Below are 21,897 nucleotides of genomic sequence, written 5' to 3'. Positions count from 1 at the left end.
ATTGATCTATTAAGCAAATAAGCGATGATCACCATCACCAAAAAGATTGCTAATGCAGCGACTACACAGTTCAGGGTGATCGATATTGCTGCCAACATTCTGGGTGTGATGCCAGCAACGACCACACTTCTTGTACTGGCTACCGCGGACTAAGACCTCTAAGCCATCATTACTGAGTTCAATCTTGGCGCTGGAGGTAATGGTGACAAAGCGCAAATCATCTTCTAGTGAATGCAGGATGGCAAAGTCAACATCGCCGAGCTTAATTGTCAGCTCTGCCTGCAGAGATGAGCCGACATTGCCGGCTTCGCGTTCAATCTCAATCGCCTTGGTGACTTCAGAGCGAATTTCGCGAATACGATTCCACTTGGCAAGTAATTCATCTGCTTTGGTAATTTCTGGGAAGGTGCCAAACTCTTCCATGAAGATTGACTCAGAAGGCTTTTTCCCTGAGCCATGTGGAAAGTCCTGCCATGCCTCTTCTGCAGTAAACGAAAGGAAGGGTGCGAGCCACTTTAGAAGATTTTGGGTGATATGGAATAAAGCATTTTGTGCAGCACGACGATCGGGTGAATCAGGTGCGCTGGTATAGAGACGATCTTTCAGAATATCTAAATAGAACCCACCTAAATCTTCTGAGCAGAATGACAGCATACGCGCTACAGCTGGATGAAATTCATAAGCTTTGTAATGTGCCTGAACATCAGTTTGGATTTGATTCGCTAATGCTACAGCATAGCGATCGATTTCTAGCCATTGATCAGCGGGCATAATATGCTTGCTTGGATCAAAATCAGAAAGATTGGCTAGCAAGAAGCGCAAGGTATTGCGAATGCGGCGATAACTCTCGGTAACGCGTTTCAGAATCTCATCAGAAATCGTCATTTCACCTGAGTAGTCTGTAGAGGCCACCCAAAGACGAATAATTTCAGCACCAAGTTTGTCAGCCACTTGCTGTGGAGCAATCACGTTACCCACAGACTTGCTCATCTTGCGTCCTTGGCCATCTACTGTGAAGCCGTGCGTTAGCAAGGCTTTGTAGGGCGGTTTGCCATCGAGCATTGCACCAGTGAGTAAGGAAGAATGGAACCAACCACGGTGTTGATCTGAGCCCTCTAAATACAAGTCAGCCAAACGTCCATTGGGCGTTTGAGCATCAGCAGTAAGTAATTCATTGCGATGTGAACCACGAATTACATGCCAATGGGTTGTCCCTGAATCAAACCAAACATCTAGGGTGTCACGATTCTTTTCATATTGCGCAGCTTCATCACCAAGCAGTTCGGCAACTTCTAATTTTTGCCAAGCTTCAATACCGTCTTTTTCTACGCGCTTCGCTACTTCTTCAAGTAGCTCAACAGTGCGCGGATGGGGCTCACCACTTTCTTTATGAACAAAGAAAGCCATTGGTACGCCCCATTGGCGCTGACGTGACAAGGTCCAGTCAGGGCGATTAGCAATCATGCTGTGTAGGCGTTGTTTGCCCCACGCAGGGAAGAAGTCGGTATTCTCAATGCCAGCTAACGCTGTTTCACGCAAGCTTGCTTTGCCATCTGAAGGCTTTTTATCCATACTCGCAAACCACTGCGAAGTAGCGCGATAGATAATCGGCGACTTATGGCGCCAGCAGTGCATGTAGGAGTGTGTGTAGGTTTTATCGCGGAGCAGGCTACCAGCTTCGCGCATAGCTTCCACAATCTTGGGGTTTGCTTTCCAGATGTACTCATTGGCAAAGAGTGGCAGCCATGAGGCATACACACCATTGCCCATGACTGGATTCAGAATATCGTTGTCGGCTAGTTTGTTTGCTTTGCAGGACTTAAAATCTTCTTCTCCATAAGCGGGTGCAGAGTGAACAATGCCGGTGCCGGTATCAAGAGTGACGTATTCAGCCGGGTAGATTGGCGAGAGACGTTTGTAGCCCTCATGCAATGGCGCAAGCGGATGCCAGAAGGAAATGTTTGCCAGTTGAGCACCAGTACAAGTTGCAATTACTTTACCTTCGAGGCCGTAGTCTTGTAGGCAGTTTTCAACACGATCTTTTGCCAGAATTAATAACTTGTCACCCACATCAACCAAGGCATAAGTCAGCTCAGGATGAACATTCATGGCCTGGTTCGCAGGAATAGTCCATGGTGTAGTGGTCCAAATCACAATCTGACCAGGCTTGTTAGGAAGCTCTGAGAGCCCAAAAGCTTTGGCAAGTTGTGGGCGCTGGGCTTCATCAAATGCAAAGCCGACATCTACCGTTGGATCAGTCTTGTCTTGGTATTCGACCTCGGCTTCCGCTAGAGCAGAACCGCAATCAAAACACCAGTTCACAGGCTTTAGGCCGCGAAAGACATAGCCCTTTTCCCAAATCTTACCTAGAGCACGAATTTCATCAGCCTCATTACGGTAGCTCATAGTGAGGTAAGGATTGTTCCAGTCTCCAAGTACACCTAAGCGCTCGAAGTCTTTTTTCTGCTTATCTACTTGTACTTGTGCATAGGCACGTGCCTTAGATTGCACTTCAGCTGTCGGTAAGTTTTTACCAAACTGCTTTTCAATCTGAATCTCAATTGGCATGCCGTGGCAATCCCAACCCGGCACATAGGCAGAGTCAAAACCAATTAACCAGCGGGATTTGACGATGATGTCTTTCAGAATCTTGTTTACTGCATGCCCAATATGAATATCGCCATTCGCATATGGAGGGCCGTCATGCAAAATGAATTTCGTTTGGTTGGCGTGAGCCGCACGAATTTTTTCGTAAAGCTTATTTTTCTGCCACTGAGTAACCCATTGTGGTTCGCGCTTGGCTAGGTCTCCCCGCATTGGAAACGAGGTATCGAGAAGATTGACAGGATAAGAGTTTTCTTTTTCAGACATAAGTTTTTTTCTGGAAATAATTTCTGGCGTGCTTTGCATCAGCTGCAATTGCTTTTGTGAGGGTGTCGAGGTCGTCATACTTGGCCTCATCACGAATTTTTTCTAAGAGTTCCACAGTAATAATTTTTCCGTAGACATCTTGCTGGTAATCAAAAATATGCGTCTCAAGCAATACGCGTCCTTCATCTTCGACTGTCGGCCTGACGCCTAGGCTAGCTACGGCTGGCAGGGGTTTATCGCTAAGACCTAATACTTGCGCAGTGAAGATGCCAGTAGTTGCTGGTTTACGGTGATGTAAGTGATTGGCAACTGCTAAGTTCAAAGTAGGGAAGCCAAGTTTGCGACCTAATTGCTGACCATGAATGACATGACCAGAAATTCCATAAGGACGACCTAATAATTTTTCAGCTTGGTTCATATCACCATTAGCAAGTGCCGCACGCAAAGCGGAACTGGAAATACGCTCACCATCTTCTGAGATAGTTTGAATGCTAGAAACTTCAAAGCCATATTTTTCGCCGGCAGCTTTGAGGCTCGTAAAATTCCCAGCGCGCTTTGCCCCATAGCAAAAATCATCGCCAATCAAAATCCATTTTGCATTTAAGCGCTTGACAATGATTTCAGAGACGAACTCATCTGGCGTAAGTCGTGCAAAGGCGGCATTGAAATGCTCCACTACAACCCGATCAATTCCAAGCTCTGCTAAAGCCGCTAGTTTGTCGCGCAGATTCAGAATACGAGGAGGGGCTTGTTCTGGTGAGAAGAATTCTTTAGGGTGTGGCTCAAAGGTCATGACGCAACTCACCAGGCCTTGTTCCTTGGCGCCATCCACGAGCTGTTTTAGTAGGGCGCAATGACCCCTGTGCACGCCATCGAAATTACCGATGCTGAGGGCACAAGCAGGTCCTGCAGAAAACTGGGTCGGGCCACGGAATACGTTCACAAAATCGCTTTCAGGGTAGCCATCAATTATATTGTGGGCATGCTTTCTATCGTTACCTTAATCTCAGGCCGCGGATCCAATTTTGAGGCTATCGTCAAAACTGCTCAAAAAGAGCGGTGGCCAGTCAAATTTGCTGGGGTGATAGCCAATCACTCCGCGGCTAAGGGCCTTGAATTTGCTCGCTTGCAGGGTATTCCAGCCTTCGTTGTGGAGCACAAAGAGCATGCCGCTCGAGAATCCTTTGATAAAGCCCTAATCGAGAAAATAGATGAATTAGGGGCTGATTTAGTCGTTCTGGCGGGGTTTATGAGAATTCTGACCCCAGGCTTCATACGCCATTTTGAGGGCCGCCTGATCAATATTCATCCAGCCCTCTTGCCAGCATTTCCTGGTTTGCATACCCATGAGCGTGCTTTAGAGGCTGGCGTTCAGGTGCATGGCGCTACTGTGCACTTTGTCACTGAGGGTGTAGATGAGGGGCCTATTATTTGCCAAGCCTCCGTTCCAGTCCGCGAAGGCGACGATGCTGATACCTTGGCAGCCCGTGTTTTGGTAGCTGAGCATCAGATTTACCCGCGGGCCGTAAAATGGTTCCTTGACGGACGATTGCGAATAGAAGGTAATCAAGTGAAGCTTCAACCCCCAGAGCCGCAATTTTTCAAATTATGAGTGCAGAACGTCCACCCCGTAAATCTGGAAACAGACTCGCCCCACATAAAAGTTACGCTGCTAAATCGAATGATCCACTTCGTCGTCCAGAGCGACGTAATGCGAGCGGAAATTTAATTGCGCCTGAAGGTCAAAAGAATTTTTCTAATGCCAAAGCGTTGCCTCAGCATGCGATTCATTTGGAGCGCTTACTTCCAGAATTGCTCAGTTTTGAGCAACCAGCTGATCGCGTAGTTAGTCGTTATTTTCGCGCTGAGCCACAACTCGGAAATCGTGATCGCGCATTAATTGCAGAAAGTGCTTTTGCAATCTTGCGTCGTAAAAATGAATTCTCACAATTTGCTTCCAGTGGCGAAGGTTCTCAGGCTAGACGCTTAGCCTTATTGGGTTTGCTGTCGGCTCTTTCTGAGGGTGGACTTGGGTCGGCTAACCGTGCAGAAAGTGCCATTGCAGATTTGGCACACGTGCTAAAGCCTGGTGAATATGAATGGCTACAACGTTTTGCTACGGTAGATCCTGCCGCATTAAATCCTCTCGTTCGTAATAATTTGCCAGAGTGGTTATGGGATGCCTTTGGAAAATATCCTGGTGAAGAAACGCGTGAAGAGCTAGCTAAATCATTAATGCACCCAGCGCTATTAGATTTGCGCGCAAACACCATGAAGACCAATCGCGAAGAATTGTTAGTGCAGATGAATGCATTGGGTGGTCGCTACCAAGCGATCCCAACTCCATATGCACCAGATGGTGTACGCATTATGGGTAAGCCTGCCTTGCAAAATACGGCTGGATTTAAAGCGGGTATGTTTGAGGTGCAAGATGAGGGTAGTCAGCTTCTTGCCTATTTGCTTGCACCTAAACGTGGCGAGATGGTTGTCGACTTTTGTGCTGGAGCGGGTGGCAAGACTTTGGCGATTGGAGCCTTGATGCGCTCTACAGGTCGCCTCTATGCATTTGATACATCTGAGCGACGCTTGGCTAACTTAAAGCCACGGCAAGCCCGCAGTGGCCTCTCAAACGTTCATCCGGTATGGATCGACAGTGAGAATGACGCCAAGATCAAACGCTTGGCTGGAAAGATCGATCGCGTTCTAGTAGATGCCCCTTGCAGTGGAATGGGTACCTTGAGACGTAATCCAGATCTCAAATGGCGCCAAACCCCAACAGGGGTTTTAGAGTTAAATCAAAAGCAAATGAATATTTTGGCTTCTGCGGCCCGACTATTAAAACCAGGTGGTCGTTTGGTTTATGCCACTTGCAGTCTTTTACCTCAAGAAAATCAAGCGATTGCAGAGGATTTTCTGGCAAAGCACCCTCAATTTGAGGTGGTGCCTGCCGCTCAAGCCCTAAAGCCACTCTTTCCAAATGACAAGCTTCCTTTAGGGTGCGGTCTAGACAACCCTTGGTGGCAACTTTGGCCTCATATTCATGGAACAGATGGCTTTTTTGGCGCTGTTTTCCAAAAGAAGGCTGCTACCCCAGTCCTAGACTCTGAAAAAGCAGTAGAAAAAGAGGCAAAAGTCAAAACCAAAAAGGCTGTGAAAGAACTAAAATAGAGGTTTAGACCTCATTAGGGATTCACTTTTGAATACAGTTTCAAGCTCAGGTTTTGATTTATTTCTTAATTGGCTAGCCAATGGGTACCTCGATTGGTCTTGGTGGCAAATTACCATTTTTACCCTGGTAGCTACTCATATCACCATTGCAGCAGTCACCATCTTTTTGCATCGTTGCCAGGCGCACCGTGCCCTGGATTTGCATCCGATTGCTTCTCATTTCTTCCGTTTTTGGCTCTGGCTCACCACGGGTATGGTTACTAAGGAGTGGGCCTCGATTCATCGCAAGCATCATGCCAAATGCGAGACAGTAGATGATCCCCACAGCCCACAAATTTTAGGGATTGCTACTGTACTTTCTCGCGGTGCTGAGCTCTACAAAAATGAAGCCAAAAACCAAGAGACGATGGAAAAGTTTGGCCATGGCACTCCAGATGATTGGCTTGAGCGCAATATTTATTCCAAGTTTTCTTGGCAGGGTGTTGCCATCATGCTCATCATCGATGTGTTTTTATTTGGGGGCATTGGCCTGACGGTTTGGTCCGTTCAAATGCTGTGGATTCCTATTACTGCGGCTGGTGTGATTAATGGTATTGGCCACTTTTGGGGCTATCGTAATTACGACTGTGAAGACGCCTCTAAAAATATTATCCCTTGGGGTATTTTGATTGGTGGTGAAGAGCTACACAACAATCATCACACCTTTGCTACCAGCGCTAAGCTATCAAACAAATGGTACGAGTTTGATATTGGCTGGATGTACATTCAGATCATGAGTGCAGTGGGCTTGGCTAATATCAAGAAAACGCCGCCCAAGCCAGTGCTGAGCGATTTGCGTCCTGCCGATCACAATACTCTAGAAGCCATCATTGCAAATCGTTATGAAATCATGGCGCGCTACAGTAAAACATTACGTCAGTACTTTAGTAATGAAGCGCAGCATATGCAGGTGCTTGCATCTCATTTAAGCGATGCTCGTACTTGGTTAGCCAAAGATGAATCTCGTCTTAGCGAGCAGGAGCGAGCAAAGCTTGAGGAATTAATGGCAAGTAACGCACAACTACGTAAGATGATTGAGATGCGCCGCGATCTACAGGCTATCTGGGGTCGCTCTAACGCCACTAGAGAGCAGTTAGTTGCACAACTGCATGCTTGGTGTCAGCGCGCTGAAGATAGCGGCTTAACGAGCTTGCGTGAGTTCTCTCTGAGATTGCGCCGCTACGCATAACTTCAATGCTTCAGAATTCCTAGGCAATAAAAAACCCGCACATAGCGGGTTTTTTATTAGCTGGAAGTAAATTACTTCAGCTTTGTTTCTTTGTAAGCAACGTGCTTGCGAATAGTGGGATCAAACTTCATGATCTCCATTTTCTCAGGCTTAGTACGCTTGTTTTTTGAAGTTGTGTAGAAGTGACCAGTACCTGCTGATGACTCTAACTTGATTTTTTCTCTGCCGCCCTTAGCCATTTGTGCGCTCCTTAAATTTCGCCACGTGCACGTAGATCAGACAACACAGCATCGATGCCGTTCTTGTCGATCACGCGCAAACCAGCATTGGTTAAGCGCAAGCTAATCCAGCGGTTTTCAGATTCAACCCAGAAACGACGGTTTTGCAAATTCGGCAAAAAGCGACGCTTCGTTTTATTGTTTGCATGGGATACATTGTTGCCAACCATCGGCTTCTTCCCAGTGACTTGGCAAACTTTTGCCATGACATAACTCCATTAATTGCGAAAAAAGAAGATTGTATCAGTCCCAGCCTATTTTGGGCTAGTCCTAAATGGCTTTGGTTTTGGGCTCTTGACAATAAATTAGGCAGAAAAGTCCCTAAATCTAATATAAGTTAGTAATTACTTCCATTATTTACCAATATTCATAAGGCCAGAATCTGAAAAAGAGAAAAAACCGCTGCCGCTGACAATGCAGTGGTCTAGAAGCGTAATGTCAACCAATTGCAGGGCATTCTGGAGGGTTCTGGTCAGCTCTTGATCTGCATTGCTGGGCAGGGGGTTTCCGCTAGGGTGATTGTGCGCCACGATCAGGGCGCTGGCATTTCTAGAGAGGGCCTCCTTCAGAATTTCTCGGGGATAGACGGCTGTATGGGTAATAGAGCCCCTAAAAAGCTCCTGGCATTCAATAAGATGTAGGCGAGAGTCTAGGTAGAGGCAAAGGAAGACCTCGTGGGGCAGACGGCCAATCTTAGCCTGTAGGAACTCTCTAACATGGCTTGGCGAGGAAAAAATAGAGTCCTGAGCCAGCCCATCCTCAAGACTACGCTTTACTAGCACATAGGCGGCTTGGATTTGAGACCATTTGGATAGCCCCATTCCATGGATGCAAGTTAGCTCCTCACGGGTGCACCTGAGCAGACGGGGCAGGCTCCCAAAATGATGGAGCAGATCTTGGGCTAGGCCCACCGCGCTTTTGCCTTTTACGCCAACCCGTAAAAAAATGGCTAAAAGTTCTGCATCAGACAGCGCAGCAGCACCATCCATTCGAGGTTTTTCACGGGGCTGTTCATGTTTTGGCCAGCCCGAAATCGGGGAGTGCACAGCGGGCGCAGGCCTAGATACAATAAGCTTATGACTCAGCTTACTGTTTTGCCCCACTCCTACTTGACCCTCAACTACCGGCTCACTTTGCCCAATGGGGACGATTACATCAATACTTTTGTTGATCGTCCTGCTACGGTTCTGATGGGTTCTGGACAATTTGCTCCTTGTTTTGAAAAAGTATTGCTAGGACTTGGTTTGGGTGAGAAAAAAAGCGCCTTACTTTCACCAGAAGAAAGTTTTGGTGAGCGTAAAGAAGATTTGGTGCAATGGGTTTCGTTGAAAGCCCTGAAAGAAGGTCGTGCTGATGATGTGGAATTTAATCCGGGCGATGTGATTGAATTCAATGCACCAGGCGGCGCACAATATGCGGGTGTTTTGCAATCGATTGATGATGAGGGTGCATGGTTTGACTTCAATCATCCCTTGGCCGGCCGGCCTATAACTTTTGAAGCAGAAATTGTTGCTATTCTTTAACAGATGAGTAATCCAGATAACCCTGAAATTTTGATGGCACAGCCCCGCGGTTTTTGTGCGGGCGTGGATCGTGCTATCAATATCGTCAATGAAGCTCTGACGCGTTTTGGTGCACCCATTTATGTGCGCCACGAGATTGTTCACAATGCAAATGTTGTGAATGAATTGCGTGAAAAAGGTGCAGTATTTGTAGAAGATTTGCAAGAGGTTCCTAAAGGTGGAATTGTTGTGTTCAGTGCTCATGGCGTATCTCAAGCGGTGCGCAAAGATGCTCAAGATCGAGGCTTGCAGGTTTATGACGCTACCTGCCCATTGGTGACCAAAGTCCATCTTGAGGTAGTGAAGATGTCCAAAGATGGGTTTACTATTTTGATGATTGGTCATGCGGGACACCCTGAGGTCGAGGGAACCATGGGACAAATAGAGAAGGGACTTTTCTTAATTGAAAAAGTTGCTGATATTGATAAATTATCTTTTACAAACGATGAAAAAATTGCTTTCGTGACGCAAACGACTTTATCCATCGATGAGACTAAAGAAATTGTTGAAGCACTCACCAAAAAATTCCCCAACATTGTTCAACCACGCAAGCAAGATATTTGTTATGCCACTCAGAATCGTCAGGATGCCGTGAAATTTATGGCACCTCAAGTGGAGGTCGTCATTGTGGTGGGAAGTGCAGCGAGCTCAAACTCCAATCGCTTGCGTGAATTATCAGAAAAACTGGGCGTTCCCTCTTACATGGTGGACGCTCCTGAACAGCTCAAGTCAGAGTGGTTTGTTGGCAAAAAGCGTATTGGTTTAACTGCTGGTGCATCCGCGCCAGAAAGTTTGGCTCAATCTATCGTGGCACGTATTCTAGAGTTTGGACCACGTCAAGTTCGTGCATTAGATGGCGTAGTGGAAGACGTGACATTCTCACTACCTAAAAATTTAGTTGGCTGAAGTATTCATTTCATAGGAGCTGTAGATGATTAATTTAAAAGTATCAAAAGTGTTGTTTATGAAAAGTGCTATTGCAGCAGCAGCGACCTTAGTTTTGTTTGGCTGTGGCAAGGGCGGCGATAAGACTGCTGCTACTCCAGTTGATGGGGTGGAAGTGAAGATCGGGCACGTCGCTCCTTTGACTGGCCCAATCGCCCACTTAGGCAAAGATAATGAAAATGGTGCGCGCCTAGCAATCGAAGAGATCAATAAAAGCGGCTTAACAATTGATGGTAAAAAAGTTGTTTTAACTTTAGTGCCTGAGGATGATGCTGAAGATCCTAAGACCGCTACCCAAGTAGCGCAGAAATTGGTAGATGCTAAAGTTGTTGGTGTGGTTGGTCACCCGAATTCTGGAACCAGCATTCCAGCCTCCAAAATCTATAGCGATGCTGGTATTACACAAGTTTCCCCTTCCGCAACCAACCCTGACTTTACAAATCAAGGTTTTAAAACTACCTATCGTTTAGTTGCAACTGATGCGCAACAAGGCCCGGCATTGGCTAATTATGTTGTGAATACCTTAAAGGCCAAAACAGTTGCCATCATCGATGACTCTACTCAGTACGGTAAAGGCTTGGCGGATGAGTTTGAAAAAACCATTAAAGCAGCTGGTGTGAAAGTAGTCACCCGTGAAGCAAGCAATAACAAGGCAACAGATTTCAAGGCCATTCTGACTAAAGTAAAAGGTAAGAAACCTGATGTCATTATGTATGGCGGTATGGATGCCACTGGTGGCCCATTAACCAAGCAAGCCGCAGAACTGGGCATCAAAGCCAAAGTGGTGGGTGGTGATGGCATGTGTACTGAGAAACTTGCAGAGTTGGCTGGTGAGGCTGTGATCAACGTGACTTGCTCAGAGGCTGGTATGGCTTTGTCCAAAATGGCACAAGGCGCTGATTTCCAGAAGCGTTACAAAGAGCGCTTCAATGCTGACGTACAGATCTATGCGCCATTTACCTATGATGCGGTTTATGTCCTTGTGGACTCAATGAAGCGTGCAAACTCTGCTGATCCAGCAAAGATTCTCGCTGCCATGCCAGATACCAAGATGGATGGCTTGGTTGGTAATATTGCCTTTGACAATAAAGGCGATATGAAAGAGGGCGTCATTACCTTATATGACTTTAAAGATAAGAAGAAAACAGTTCTAGATGTCATTAAGATGTAAATACTGTTGATAAAAGAGTGCCGCTTCTGCGGCACTCTTTTTTTACGCCCCATAAACACAGTGACTTAATGGATATCTTCCTTCAGCAAATTATCAATGGCTTAGTGCTGGGTAGCATCTATGCTCTGATTGCCTTGGGTTACACCATGGTGTACGGCGTGTTGGGAATTATCAATTTTGCTCATGGTGAAGTGCTGATGATTGGCGCCATGGTATCGCTTTCATTACTGCGATTAATCCTAGGTTTCACTAGCGATCTTCCGGGCTGGCTAACTCTTTTAATTGTTTTGCCCATCACGATGGCCGTTTGTGCTGGCTTAAGCTATTGGATTGAGCGGATTGCCTATCGTCCTCTGCGCAATGCGCCGCGTTTAGCCCCCTTGATCTCTGCAATCGGTATGTCGATCTTGCTTCAAACCATTGCGATGATGATTTGGTCTCGTAACCCGATGACCTATCCGCAATTATTGCCTTCAATTCCTATTGATTTATGGGGTAGTGGCGCCACCATTACTGGCAAGGAAATTGTCATCATTGTGGTTGCGGTAGCAGTGATGTGTGGTTTGTTGTTCTTGGTCGAAAAAACGAAGCTGGGCAGAGCAATGCGAGCTACTGCCGAGAACACTCAAATTGCCGCACTCATGGGTGTCAATCCCAATCGTGTTATTTCAATCACCTTTATGTTAGGTGGAGCTCTGGCGGCGCTGGCTGGGATCATGATTGCTGGCAACTACGGCAACGTACATTTTTATATGGGGTTTATTCCCGGTCTAAAAGCTTTTACTGCAGCTGTTTTGGGCGGCATCGGAAATTTAAAGGGAGCGATGTTAGGCGGCCTGCTCTTAGGATTAATTGAATCTTTAGGTGCTGGCTATATTGGCGATTTCACTGGCGGCGTCTTTGGTTCAAACTATCAAGATATCTTTGCCTTCTTGGTTTTGATCTTGGTCTTAGTCTTACGTCCAACCGGACTCTTGGGTGAAAGGGTTTCGGACCGTGCTTAAGGTGACCCTGCTTAATCGACTTCCCAGGTCCGCCTATTTATGGATCGGCATCATTGCTTTAATTCTGATGCCTTGGGTGGTTGGCGCTAGTGGCGGCAATTACTGGGTACGAGTGCTCGACTTTGCTTTGCTTTATATCGTTCTTGCCCTGGGTCTTAATGTCGTTGTGGGCTTTGCTGGACTTCTGGACTTGGGATATATCGCTTTTTATGCGCTTGGTGCGTATAGCTTCGCACTATTAGCATCCCCACATTTACCGCAACAGTTTGAGACTATTGCAGCAGCCTTTCCGGAGGGGATGCATTTTTCACCTTGGATGGTTGCAGTCTTCTCCATCATCCTAGCGGCTCTATTTGGAATCATTCTAGGTTTTCCAACTCTACAGTTGCGAGGAGATTACTTAGCGATTGTGACTTTAGGCTTTGGAGAAATTATTCGCATCTTTATGAATAATCTGGATCGCCCATTTAATCTGACGAATGGCCCCAAGGGAATTACGGCAATTGATCCGATTCAATTATTCGGAATTTCTTTTGCAAAGCCATTGGATCTAGGGTTTATACAGATTCCTGGTTTATATCTCGTGTTCTATTTGTTTTTACTCTTGGCCATATCCGTATCGATTATTTGTTTGCACTTACAGGACTCGCGAATCGGTCGTGCATGGGTAGCAATTCGTGAAGATGAGATAGCAGCTAAGGCGATGGGTATTAATACTCGTAATATGAAACTGCTGGCTTTTGCTATTGGCGCATCTTTTGCCGGTGTGGCTGGAGTTTTATTTTCCGCTTTTCAGGGATTTGTTTCACCCGAATCATTTACCCTATGGGAGTCGATTGTTGTATTAGCGATGGTAGTGCTAGGCGGCATTGGGCATATCCCTGGCGTCATTCTAGGCGCAGTTCTACTTGCCATCTTTCCAGAGGTATTGCGTGGCATTGCGCAGCCTTTGCAACAAGCCCTGTTCGGTCATGTGATTATTGATGTTGAAATCATTCGCCAACTGATTTACGGCTTAGCCCTGATCTTGATCATGCTGTATCGCCCAGGCGGCATCTGGCAAAAGGGCGGAAATAATTCATGATGGAGCGCTTACTTTTAGATGTCGCTGATGTTTCTAAGCGCTTTGGCGGTGTCCATGCGCTCGATTCAGTAGGCTTAAAAGTTCCGCATGGCTCGATCGTTGGATTAATAGGGCCCAATGGCGCAGGTAAGACTACTTTCTTTAATGTCATTACGGGTTTATATCCAGCCGACTCCGGGATATTTTTATTTGATGGAAAGCCCTATGTTCCCGAGTCAGTCTCCGAGGTAACTCAGTCTGGATTAGCCAGAACCTTTCAGAATATTCGCTTATTTGGTGAAATGTCAGTTCTAGAAAACGTGATGGTCGGCTGCCATTGTCGATCAAACGCAGGAGTCATGGGCGCAATCTTTCGCTTTCCATCTACTAAGCGAGAAGAGCGATCTATTCGAGATAAATCACTACAACTGCTAGCTTATGTTGGTTTAAGTGATTATGCCGATATGGAGGCACGCAATCTATCGTATGGACATCAGCGCCGTTTAGAGATCGCGCGGGCTTTAGCTACCGAACCTAAGCTGCTGGCTTTAGATGAGCCGGCAGCGGGTATGAATGCAACTGAAAAGTTGGAGTTGCGTGAGTTATTGCTTCGTATTCGGGCAGATGGCAAAACGATTTTGCTGATCGAACATGATGTGAGTTTAGTGATGGGTATTTGTGACAGCCTCACAGTGCTTGATTATGGAAAAGTGATTGCCTCGGGTAAGCCTGCAGATGTGCGCGTGCATCCTGAAGTGATTAGGGCTTATCTCGGCCAGGGAGCAGTGTGATGAGCGCCTTGCTGAGTGTAAAAAATCTTAAGGTTTCTTATGGCGGTATTAATGCTGTCAAAGGAATTGATTTGTATGTTGATCAGGGTGAGTTAGTAGCTTTAATTGGGGCTAATGGTGCAGGCAAGAGCTCAAGCTTGAAAGCCATTGCTGGTGCATTGACTCCATCTGCAGGTGAGATTCGGTTCTCAAGCCGTAGCACTGAGAAATTGCCGGCTTATGACCTAGTTCAGCTTGGCTTAGGTATGGTTCCCGAGGGTCGCGGGGTGTTTAAGCGTATGACCATTCTAGAAAATCTACAGATGGGGGCATTTCTGAAAAAAGATGCCAAGGCGGTTCAGCAAAAGCTAGAAGAGGTCTACTCTTACTTTCCAAGATTAAAGGAACGCTTATCCCAGCTAGCTGGAACCCTCTCTGGCGGAGAGCAGCAAATGGTAGCTATGGGTAGGGCGATGATGGCAGAACCTCAGTTATTACTATTAGATGAACCCTCGATGGGTTTATCCCCCATCATGGTAGAAACTATTTTTGATGTCATTCGTAATCTTTCAGCCAGTGGCATGACGATTCTCTTGGTGGAGCAAAACGCACGTTTGGCTTTGCAGATCGCAAATCGTGCTTATGTCATGGAAAGCGGATTAATTACGTTGAGTGGCTCAGGTAAAGAATTGCTAGAGGACTCTAGAGTACGAACAGCTTATTTAGGTGAATGAGCTAGCGTTTAAAAATTCACAGCTCTAAGCTGTTTGCTTGAGTAACTCACGCAGCATATTCGCCATCTGGTGAATCTCATCCTCACTCACATTGAGGGCTGGCATAAAGCGTAATAAGTTTGGCCTTGGTGAATTAATTAATAATCCCTCAGGGTTGCGATCACGAGCGAGTTCAACAAGTTTTCCACCAATATCTTTACCAAGCATGAGTGCGCGCAATAAACCTTCGCCGCGCTCGCCCTCGAGATTAAATTCTGCGGATAGCTTGAGTAGTTCTGATTTGAGTAGTTCACCTTTGGCTTTGACGCTATCCAAAAATCCTGGCGCTAATAATTGTTCAATGACACTAATGCCTACAGCAGTCATGAGTGGATTACCGTTATAGGTGCCACCTTGGTCTCCTGGTACAAAGCAAGCTACTGCATTGCTTGCCATGAGGGCTGCCAAGGGGACGCCACCACCAATACCCTTACCTAAGGTCATGATGTCTGGCTCAATTCCATATAGCTGGTAAGCAAAGAGGCTGCCGGTACGACCACATCCCGCCTGTACTTCATCGGCGATTAAAAGGATATTGTTTTCTTTAGTGAGCTTGCGCAGTTCGTGCATAAATTCTTTGGTGCTAGGTATCACGCCACCTTCGCCCTGAATGGGCTCAATCATCACCGCAACCGTTTTATCAGTCACGAGTTTTTTGACGGACTCTAAATCATTTAATTCTGCTTTTGGAAAGCCTGCAACTTGTGGGGCAAACATCGTATCCCATCCAGGCTTGCCGGAAGCGCTCATCGTGGCTAATGTGCGGCCATGAAAGCTGTGTTCAAAAGTAATAATCTCAAAAGCACCGTTTTTGTTGATCTGCCCCCACTTACGTGCGAGCTTGATAGCGCCTTCGTTTGCCTCAGCCCCGCTGTTAGCAAAAAACACTTTGTCAAAGCAGCTATTACTGGTTAATAGATTGGATAAGCCAATCATGGGCTCGTTATAAAAAGCAGGACTTGGGTTAATTAATTTTTTTGCTTGCACATTAAGTGCAGCAACCATTCCAGGATTGCTGTGGCCTAAGCAATTGACAGCCCAACCTTGTAAGAAATCTAAATAGCGCTTGCCATTGTTATCTGTGATCCACGAGCCTTTACCTTCGACCATGATGACTTCTGGGCGTTGGGTGATGAACATCACTGAATGGGTGTCGATCGCTTGAACTGGCTTATTCATACTCGGTTTGGGTAAATGGGTCTAATGAAGTTTCTATTATCTAACTTTATTGGAGTTTAGTTTGCGACTAAATCTGCGGCGCTGGTAAAGGAATCTGCAAAGAATTCTTCCTCAGGTAGATGGCATTTGGATGAAAAGTCCTCTCGTGCCGCATTGACCATCACTGGTGCACCACAGGCATAGACTTGAAGGTTCTTCATATTGGCATGGTCTGCCATCACCGCCTGATGAACAAAGCCAGTTCGGCCACCCCAAGCATCCTCTGCCAAGGCATCCGAGATGACGGGAATGTACTTGAAGTTCGGAATCTCGTTTTGCCAGATCTTGCACAAATGATCTAGGTAGAGATCGCCAGGTCGGCGCCCACCCCAGTAGAGCTCGATTGGCCTTTGAATCTTTTTGGTCTGCATCTGTTCGATGATGGATTTAATTGGGGCAAAGCCAGTACCCGCTGCAACAAAAATGATGGGCTTCTTTGAGTCTTCCCTCAAGAAGAAGCTGCCCATGGGTCCTTCAAAGCGCAGAATATCTTTTACTTTGAGGGCAGGTGTCGCAGTTCCAAAGACAAAATCAGTAAAGAGGCCGCCGGGTAAATGGCGAATATGTAGCTCGAGGGGGCCTTCTTGATCTGGCGCATTGGCAATTGAGTAGGCACGGCGCTGACCATCCTTGAGGAGGAACTCTAGATATTGTCCTGCCAGAAATTGAAAGCGCTCAGCGGCAGGTAACTGTAGTTTAAGGATTGCGACATCACTGCTTGGTCTATCAATCACATTCACTCGGCAAGGCATTTTCCGTATGGCAATATCGCCAGCACCTTGAACCTCACGCGCTTCAATCACAAGATCAGATTGAGGGTGGGCGCAGCAAAATAAAGTACCACCAGTGGTCTCATCTGCTTTACTCAAGGCGCTCTCGCTATGTTGGCCGTGGGCCACCTGACCTTCTATAATTTTGCCTTTACAGGAGCCACAAGCACCATTTTTGCAGCCGTAAGGTAAATTGATGCCTTGACGTAGGGCGGCTTCCAGGAGGGTTTCATCCTGGTTAACAGTAAATTGTTTGCCGCTCGTTTTGAGCGTAATCTGATAAGACACTCTCATTCCTTTCAATAAATCGTTACGATGTAACTTATGCAATCTTTTGGTAAACCTTCTATCCTGATTATTGGCTGCGGTGACATTGGTCTGCGGGTAGCTAAGCAGCTTTCCCGTAGTCATCGAGTTTTTGCCTTAACGACCTTGAAAAGTCGATTTCAGGAGTTGAGGAAGGTTGGCGCGACTCCCATTTTGGGTAATCTGGACCAGCCAGAATCTTTATGGCGCTTATCCGGTTTAGCACAAACCATCATTCATTTAGCGCCACCCCAAAATCAGGGAAGTCGTGATTGCCGAACCCGCAACCTCATCCGAATTTTAGCCCAAGGATCTAATGCCGTCAGGCGCCTGATCTATATCAGCACTACAGGCGTCTACGGCGATCACCAGGGCGCCAAGGTCAGCGAGAGTACCCCAGTCAGCCCTCAGAGTGAACGTGCTCAAAGAAGGGTCGATGCCGAGTTTGCTTTGCGTTTATGGGCACCTGCTCATGGAGTGGCTTTAACCATTTTGCGCGTACCTGGTATTTATGCGGCAGACCGTCTACCGCTAGAGCGTCTGCAGTCTCAAACACCAGTATTACGACCCGAGGAAGACGCGTACTCAAATCATATTCATAGTGATGATTTGGCAAGGTTAGTTTGCGCTGCGGTGTATCACGGTAAACCACAGAGGGTGATCAATACGTGCGATGGCGGTGAGACCAAAATGGGAGATTACTTTGATGAGGTGGCGGATGCTTTTGGTCTAGATCGACCACCTAGAATGCCAGCCGAGCAATTACAAAAAATTGTCAATCCGATGCTATGGTCGTTTATGCGCGAATCTAGAAGAGTGACTAACACTCGCTTGCATGAGCTCAAAACGCCACTTCGTTATCCGAGCGTGGCACATTTTCTGGATACTATTTCCAAGAATCCTTAAGACCAACGGTTCGGTTAAATACTGGCTTACTAGGTTTGGAATCGAATTGATCGACAATAAAGTAGCCGTGACGCTCAAATTGGAAGCGCTCTTCCGCTTTCACTTCTCTCATGCAAGGCTCAAGGTAGGCGGTAATAGTTTGTTTGGAATGGGGATTAATCGCATCCAAGAAATTCTTATCGCCGCTATCAGGATGCGGGTCACTAAAGAGGTGATCATATAGACGCACTTCAGTCGGAATGGCTTCAGCAGCGCTAATCCAGTGGATATTGCCTTTCACCTTATAGTTATTTGAGCCAGCAGTGCCACTCTTACTATCGGGGAAGTAACTTGCATTCACTGCAATGACATTGCCGTTGGCGTCAGTCTCAAATCCAGTGCATTCAATCACAAAGCCATGGCGCAGGCGTACGCGGCTTCCTGGCTGATCACCCATCGGTGGAAATAATCTGAAGAAGCCTTTGATAGGCTCTTTCATGAAGTCATCTGCTTCAATCCACAACTCACGTGTGAAATGAAATTCACGATTACCCCATTCGGGATGTTGTGGATGACGTGGTGCTGAGCAAGGTTCTTTGCCGTCAGCATCAAAGTTCTGAATGATGAGTTTGAGTGGTTTGAGTACCGCAGTAGCACGAGGTGCTCTTGCTTCTAGATCATCGCGCAGCGCTTGATCTAGAGTGCTCATATCAATCCAGCTATCTGCTTTAGAGACCCCAATGCGTTCGCAAAACAAACGAATACTTTCTGGGGTATAGCCGCGGCGACGGATGCCGACAATCGTTGGCATCCGCGGATCATCCCAACCATCAACCCGTTTTTCTTCAACGAGCTGCAATAGTTTGCGCTTGCTAGTAATGGTGTAAGTCAAATTTAGACGGGCAAACTCATACTGATGTGGCACAGGATCTTTGAAGACACCCAGTTCTTTGAGTGAATTAACAATCCAGTCGTAGAGAGGGCGATTGTTCTCAAACTCGAGAGTACAAATAGAGTGGGATACATTCTCTAAAGCATCAGAGATGCAATGCGTGAAGTCATATAAGGGATAGATGCACCACTTGCTACCAGTGCGATGGTGATCCGTATGTCGAATACGGTAGACCACGGGATCGCGCATCATGATATTGGGGTGAGCCATATCAATTTTCAGGCGCAGAACATGTTCACCATCTTTGAACTTCCCGTCACGCATCTCGCGAAAGAGGGCAAGATTTTCTTCTGGACTACGTTCACGATAGGGACTGTTTTTTCCTGCTTGACCAAAGTTACCACGATTGGTGTGAATATCATCAGCACTTTGGCTATCAACATAAGCTTTACCATTCTGAATCAGAATTTCTGCAAACTCATAGAGGCGACCAAAGTAGTCGCTGGCGTGATAAAGATGGTTGCCCCAATCAAACCCTAGCCATTTGACTGCATCCAAAATACTGTCTGCGTATTCGATATCTTCTTTTACTGGGTTGGTATCATCAAGGCGCATATTGCAGCGCGCACCACCAGGCTGATTGTTGTAGTCAGCAGCAAGGCCAAAGTTTAGGCAAATACTTTTCGCATGACCAATATGTAAATAGCCATTAGGCTCAGGCGGAAAGCGCGTAATGATCGATGGAATTGCCTCACCAGCTAAATTGGTACGCTTGGCAAAAGCACCACTTGCTAAGTCATGATCAATGATCTGACGTAAGAAGTTGGAGGGCTCGGCTAGGGCGCCAGTACTTGCTTTCGAGGATTTGCTATCTTCAGACATAGTCACATTGTAGAGAAAACATCTGACCGATAAAGAAAAAGCCCGCAAACTGCTGCGGGCTCGTTTCTATAGAGGTAAAGCGAATTAATCTTCTACGAATGCCTCTTCGCGAGTCTTCTTCACCGCTGGTAAGGCTACGATCACCACCAAGAGGGCTGCTGCAATCAGCAATCCCAAGGATAGTGGGCGGGTTAAGAAGGTCATGAAATCACCGCGGGATAGTAATAGGGCACGACGGAAGTTCTCTTCCATCATTGGCCCAAGCACAAAGCCCAAGAGTAATGGAGGAGGTTCGCAACCCAGCTTGAAGAAGAGGTAACCAATCAAGCCGAAGCCTGCAGTGACATAGACATCAAACACGGTGTTGTTCACGGTGTATACACCGATACAGCAGAACACCAAAATAGCTGGATAGAGGAAGCGGTATGGAATCTTCAAGAGCTTGACCCAAATACCAATGAGGGGCAAGTTCAAGAGAATCAACATCACGTTACCAATCCACATCGAAGCAATCAGACCCCAGAACAAGGCTGGGTTACTAGTCATCACTTGCGGACCTGGTTGAATGTTATGAATAGTCATCGCACCAACCATCAAAGCCATCACTGCATTTGGTGGGATGCCTAATGTGAGCAAAGGAATGAATGAGGTTTGTGCTGCAGCATTGTTCGCTGCTTCAGGACCTGCTACACCTTCAATAGCGCCTTTACCAAACTCGTGGCTGTACTTAGAAGATTTTTTCTCAACAGAGTAAGCGCCGAAAGCGGCCAAGGCAGCGCCACCACCAGGCAGAATGCCCAGGATAGAACCAATAGTGGTGCCGCGCAAAATAGATGGGATCATGCGCTTCACATCAGTTTTGGTTGGGACCATGGTTGTCAGCTTATTGAGGAAGCCCTCATCATCGCCAGTCTTTTCTAGGTTACCCATGATTTCTGCGAAACCGAATACACCCATCGCAACTGCAACGAAGCCGATACCATCACTGAGTTCTGGAATATCAAACGCATAGCGTGAGACACCAGAGTTCACGTCGGTGCCAATGAGGCCCATCAAAAGACCTAGGATGATCATGCCGATCGCTTTAATCAAGGAGCCAGATGCCAGAACAACCGCACCAATGAGTCCCAAGACCATCAGTGAGAAATATTCGGCAGGACCAAACTTAAAAGCAAGCTGAGAGAGTGGGGCAGCAAATGCAGCCAAAATTAAAGTGGCCACGCAACCCGCAAAGAATGAAGCGGTACCGGCAGTAAACAAGGCAACACCAGCTCGACCATTGCGAGCCATTTGGTAGCCATCGATTGCGGTTACCACCGACGACGTCTCTCCCGGAATATTGAGCAAAATCGCAGTTGTGGACCCACCGTACTGTGAGCCGTAATAAATACCGGCCAACATAATGAGAGCAGCAATTGGAGGCAGAGCATACGTTGCTGGCAAGAGCATCGCGATCGTGGCGATAGGGCCAAGACCAGGCAATACGCCGATGAGGGTTCCCAAGACACAGCCGATCAGGCAGTACAGGAGATTCTGTAAAGTAAATGCAGTTTCGAAACCGAGGCCTAAGTTAGCAAATAAATCCATTTTGTAGTGTCCCGGTTCTTTATTGTTGGAGGAATACTGGCAGTAGCGGGAACTGAAGTTTCAGGCCCACTACAAACACGGAATAAGTAAAGGTTACCAAGAAGGCAGCATTGATAGCAGTACCCTTCCAGGTGAACTCTTTGCTAGCACTAGCGGCAACAAAAACTAAGACCACAACAGCAACTAAGAAGCCCATTCTAGGGAGCAAGAGGCCATATAAAACAACTGCGCCCGTGATTTGGAGCATGATGCGCCAATTGAATTTTGGAATACTTTCGATCGCAGCCTTAGCATTCATAGATCTGACAAGAACCAATAAACCGATAGTAGCCATAAGCATGCCTAGCCAAAATGGGAAATAACCTGGGCCCATCTTAGCCGCCGTGCCATATTGATACTGTCTTGCGATAATGGCAAAGAAGAGGCCAATGACCATATACATGATCCCAGCCCCAAAATCCCGTTGATTCCGAATTTTCAAGTTGTGCTCCTTATTGATCGGCTTAAGTTCCGATTTATTGATG

At 46.7% G+C, this 21,897-nt stretch carries 21 protein-coding genes; 11 read left to right on the top strand and 10 right to left on the bottom strand.

The features are described 5' to 3' along the window. Positions 1 to 9: 9 nt before the first annotated feature. Together ileS and ICN31_RS07240 are read right to left on the bottom strand one after the other, a co-directional pair. The gene (gene ileS / locus ICN31_RS07245) at positions 10 to 2,889 is read right to left on the bottom strand and encodes an isoleucine--tRNA ligase (protein WP_370624329.1); all 2,880 of its coding nucleotides are present in this window, start codon (positions 2,887 to 2,889) and stop codon (positions 10 to 12) included. Further along, positions 2,864 to 3,814 (bottom strand): bifunctional riboflavin kinase/FAD synthetase, encoded by a 951-nt coding sequence (locus tag ICN31_RS07240; protein WP_216260044.1) that lies wholly within the window; start codon positions 3,812 to 3,814, stop codon positions 2,864 to 2,866. The genes ileS and ICN31_RS07240 overlap by 26 nt, the downstream gene beginning before the upstream one ends. 39 nt (positions 3,815 to 3,853) lie before the next feature. Here ICN31_RS07240 and purN point away from each other — a divergent pair, with 39 nt between their 5' ends. Genes purN through ICN31_RS07225 form a run of 3 tightly spaced genes read left to right on the top strand, consistent with a single transcriptional unit; the run spans position 3,854 to position 7,267 of the window. Further along, positions 3,854 to 4,483: a phosphoribosylglycinamide formyltransferase gene (purN, locus tag ICN31_RS07235; RefSeq protein WP_216260043.1), complete on the top strand. Its 630-nt coding sequence runs from the start codon at positions 3,854 to 3,856 to the stop codon at positions 4,481 to 4,483. Then, positions 4,480 to 6,039 (top strand): RsmB/NOP family class I SAM-dependent RNA methyltransferase, encoded by a 1,560-nt coding sequence (locus tag ICN31_RS07230; RefSeq protein ID WP_216260041.1) that lies wholly within the window; start codon positions 4,480 to 4,482, stop codon positions 6,037 to 6,039. The genes purN and ICN31_RS07230 overlap by 4 nt, the downstream gene beginning before the upstream one ends. A gap of 28 nt (positions 6,040 to 6,067) precedes the next feature. Continuing rightward, positions 6,068 to 7,267, top strand: a complete 1,200-nt coding sequence (locus tag ICN31_RS07225) for an acyl-CoA desaturase (RefSeq protein ID WP_216260038.1) — start codon at positions 6,068 to 6,070, stop codon at positions 7,265 to 7,267. A gap of 71 nt (positions 7,268 to 7,338) precedes the next feature. On the opposite strand, the gene rpmG is transcribed toward ICN31_RS07225, so the two are convergent. The 3 genes from rpmG to radC form a co-directional block, all read right to left on the bottom strand. After that, complete coding sequence (gene rpmG / locus ICN31_RS07220; protein WP_015421876.1) at positions 7,339 to 7,506, bottom strand: 50S ribosomal protein L33; 168 nt, start codon at positions 7,504 to 7,506, stop codon at positions 7,339 to 7,341. Positions 7,507 to 7,517: 11 nt separating this feature from the next. After that, entirely contained in the window at positions 7,518 to 7,751 is a 234-nt protein-coding gene (gene rpmB / locus ICN31_RS07215) for a 50S ribosomal protein L28 (protein ID WP_011903570.1), read from the bottom strand. Between the two features lie 147 nt (positions 7,752 to 7,898). Then, positions 7,899 to 8,591, bottom strand: coding sequence for a DNA repair protein RadC (gene radC / locus ICN31_RS07210; protein WP_370624283.1), 693 nt, complete (start codon positions 8,589 to 8,591; stop codon positions 7,899 to 7,901). 30 nt (positions 8,592 to 8,621) lie between these two features. Between radC and ICN31_RS07205 the strand changes: the two genes are divergently transcribed. From ICN31_RS07205 to ICN31_RS07175, 7 genes are all read left to right on the top strand, one after another. Continuing rightward, complete coding sequence (locus ICN31_RS07205; RefSeq protein WP_216260036.1) at positions 8,622 to 9,068, top strand: peptidylprolyl isomerase; 447 nt, start codon at positions 8,622 to 8,624, stop codon at positions 9,066 to 9,068. Between the two features lie 3 nt (positions 9,069 to 9,071). Further along, on the top strand, positions 9,072 to 10,013 hold the full coding sequence (gene ispH, locus ICN31_RS07200) for a 4-hydroxy-3-methylbut-2-enyl diphosphate reductase (RefSeq protein WP_216260034.1): 942 nt from the start codon (positions 9,072 to 9,074) through the stop codon (positions 10,011 to 10,013). Positions 10,014 to 10,041: 28 nt separating this feature from the next. Beyond that, entirely contained in the window at positions 10,042 to 11,223 is a 1,182-nt protein-coding gene (locus tag ICN31_RS07195) for an ABC transporter substrate-binding protein (protein ID WP_216260825.1), read from the top strand. 68 nt (positions 11,224 to 11,291) lie between these two features. Continuing rightward, the gene (locus ICN31_RS07190; RefSeq protein ID WP_216260031.1) at positions 11,292 to 12,227 is read left to right on the top strand and encodes a branched-chain amino acid ABC transporter permease; all 936 of its coding nucleotides are present in this window, start codon (positions 11,292 to 11,294) and stop codon (positions 12,225 to 12,227) included. Further along, the gene (locus ICN31_RS07185; RefSeq protein ID WP_370624282.1) at positions 12,220 to 13,311 is read left to right on the top strand and encodes a branched-chain amino acid ABC transporter permease; all 1,092 of its coding nucleotides are present in this window, start codon (positions 12,220 to 12,222) and stop codon (positions 13,309 to 13,311) included. The genes ICN31_RS07190 and ICN31_RS07185 overlap by 8 nt, the downstream gene beginning before the upstream one ends. Further along, positions 13,308 to 14,081, top strand: a complete 774-nt coding sequence (locus tag ICN31_RS07180) for an ABC transporter ATP-binding protein (RefSeq protein ID WP_216260029.1) — start codon at positions 13,308 to 13,310, stop codon at positions 14,079 to 14,081. The genes ICN31_RS07185 and ICN31_RS07180 overlap by 4 nt, the downstream gene beginning before the upstream one ends. Continuing rightward, positions 14,078 to 14,794 carry an ATP-binding cassette domain-containing protein gene (locus ICN31_RS07175; RefSeq protein ID WP_216260027.1) on the top strand — a complete coding sequence of 239 codons (717 nt, stop codon included), beginning with the start codon at positions 14,078 to 14,080 and terminating at the stop codon, positions 14,792 to 14,794. The genes ICN31_RS07180 and ICN31_RS07175 overlap by 4 nt, the downstream gene beginning before the upstream one ends. 24 nt (positions 14,795 to 14,818) lie before the next feature. On the opposite strand, the gene ICN31_RS07170 is transcribed toward ICN31_RS07175, so the two are convergent. Together ICN31_RS07170 and ICN31_RS07165 are read right to left on the bottom strand one after the other, a co-directional pair. After that, entirely contained in the window at positions 14,819 to 16,012 is a 1,194-nt protein-coding gene (locus tag ICN31_RS07170; protein ID WP_216260025.1) for an acetylornithine transaminase, read from the bottom strand. Positions 16,013 to 16,068: 56 nt separating this feature from the next. Next, positions 16,069 to 17,109 (bottom strand): 2Fe-2S iron-sulfur cluster-binding protein, encoded by a 1,041-nt coding sequence (locus ICN31_RS07165; RefSeq protein ID WP_216260023.1) that lies wholly within the window; start codon positions 17,107 to 17,109, stop codon positions 16,069 to 16,071. A gap of 36 nt (positions 17,110 to 17,145) precedes the next feature. On the opposite strand from ICN31_RS07165, the gene ICN31_RS07160 reads away from it, so the two are divergent. Next, positions 17,146 to 18,033: an SDR family oxidoreductase gene (locus ICN31_RS07160; protein WP_216260020.1), complete on the top strand. Its 888-nt coding sequence runs from the start codon at positions 17,146 to 17,148 to the stop codon at positions 18,031 to 18,033. On the opposite strand, the gene ICN31_RS07155 is transcribed toward ICN31_RS07160, so the two are convergent. The 3 genes from ICN31_RS07155 to ICN31_RS07145 form a co-directional block, all read right to left on the bottom strand. After that, entirely contained in the window at positions 18,014 to 19,786 is a 1,773-nt protein-coding gene (locus ICN31_RS07155) for a glutamine--tRNA ligase/YqeY domain fusion protein (protein ID WP_216260018.1), read from the bottom strand. The two genes, ICN31_RS07160 and ICN31_RS07155, sit on opposite strands and share 20 nt — an antisense overlap. A gap of 84 nt (positions 19,787 to 19,870) precedes the next feature. Then, positions 19,871 to 21,373 (bottom strand): tripartite tricarboxylate transporter permease, encoded by a 1,503-nt coding sequence (locus ICN31_RS07150; protein WP_216260016.1) that lies wholly within the window; start codon positions 21,371 to 21,373, stop codon positions 19,871 to 19,873. 19 nt (positions 21,374 to 21,392) lie between these two features. Further along, positions 21,393 to 21,854 carry a tripartite tricarboxylate transporter TctB family protein gene (locus ICN31_RS07145; RefSeq protein ID WP_216260013.1) on the bottom strand — a complete coding sequence of 154 codons (462 nt, stop codon included), beginning with the start codon at positions 21,852 to 21,854 and terminating at the stop codon, positions 21,393 to 21,395. Positions 21,855 to 21,897 lie beyond the last annotated feature (43 nt).

Origin of the sequence: Polynucleobacter sp. UB-Piko-W3, from assembly GCF_018881635.1 — a bacterium.
Classification (GTDB): domain Bacteria; phylum Pseudomonadota; class Gammaproteobacteria; order Burkholderiales; family Burkholderiaceae; genus Polynucleobacter.
The sequence above is the reverse complement of the archived record's forward strand: the minus strand, read 5'-3'. Positions and strand labels throughout refer to the sequence as shown.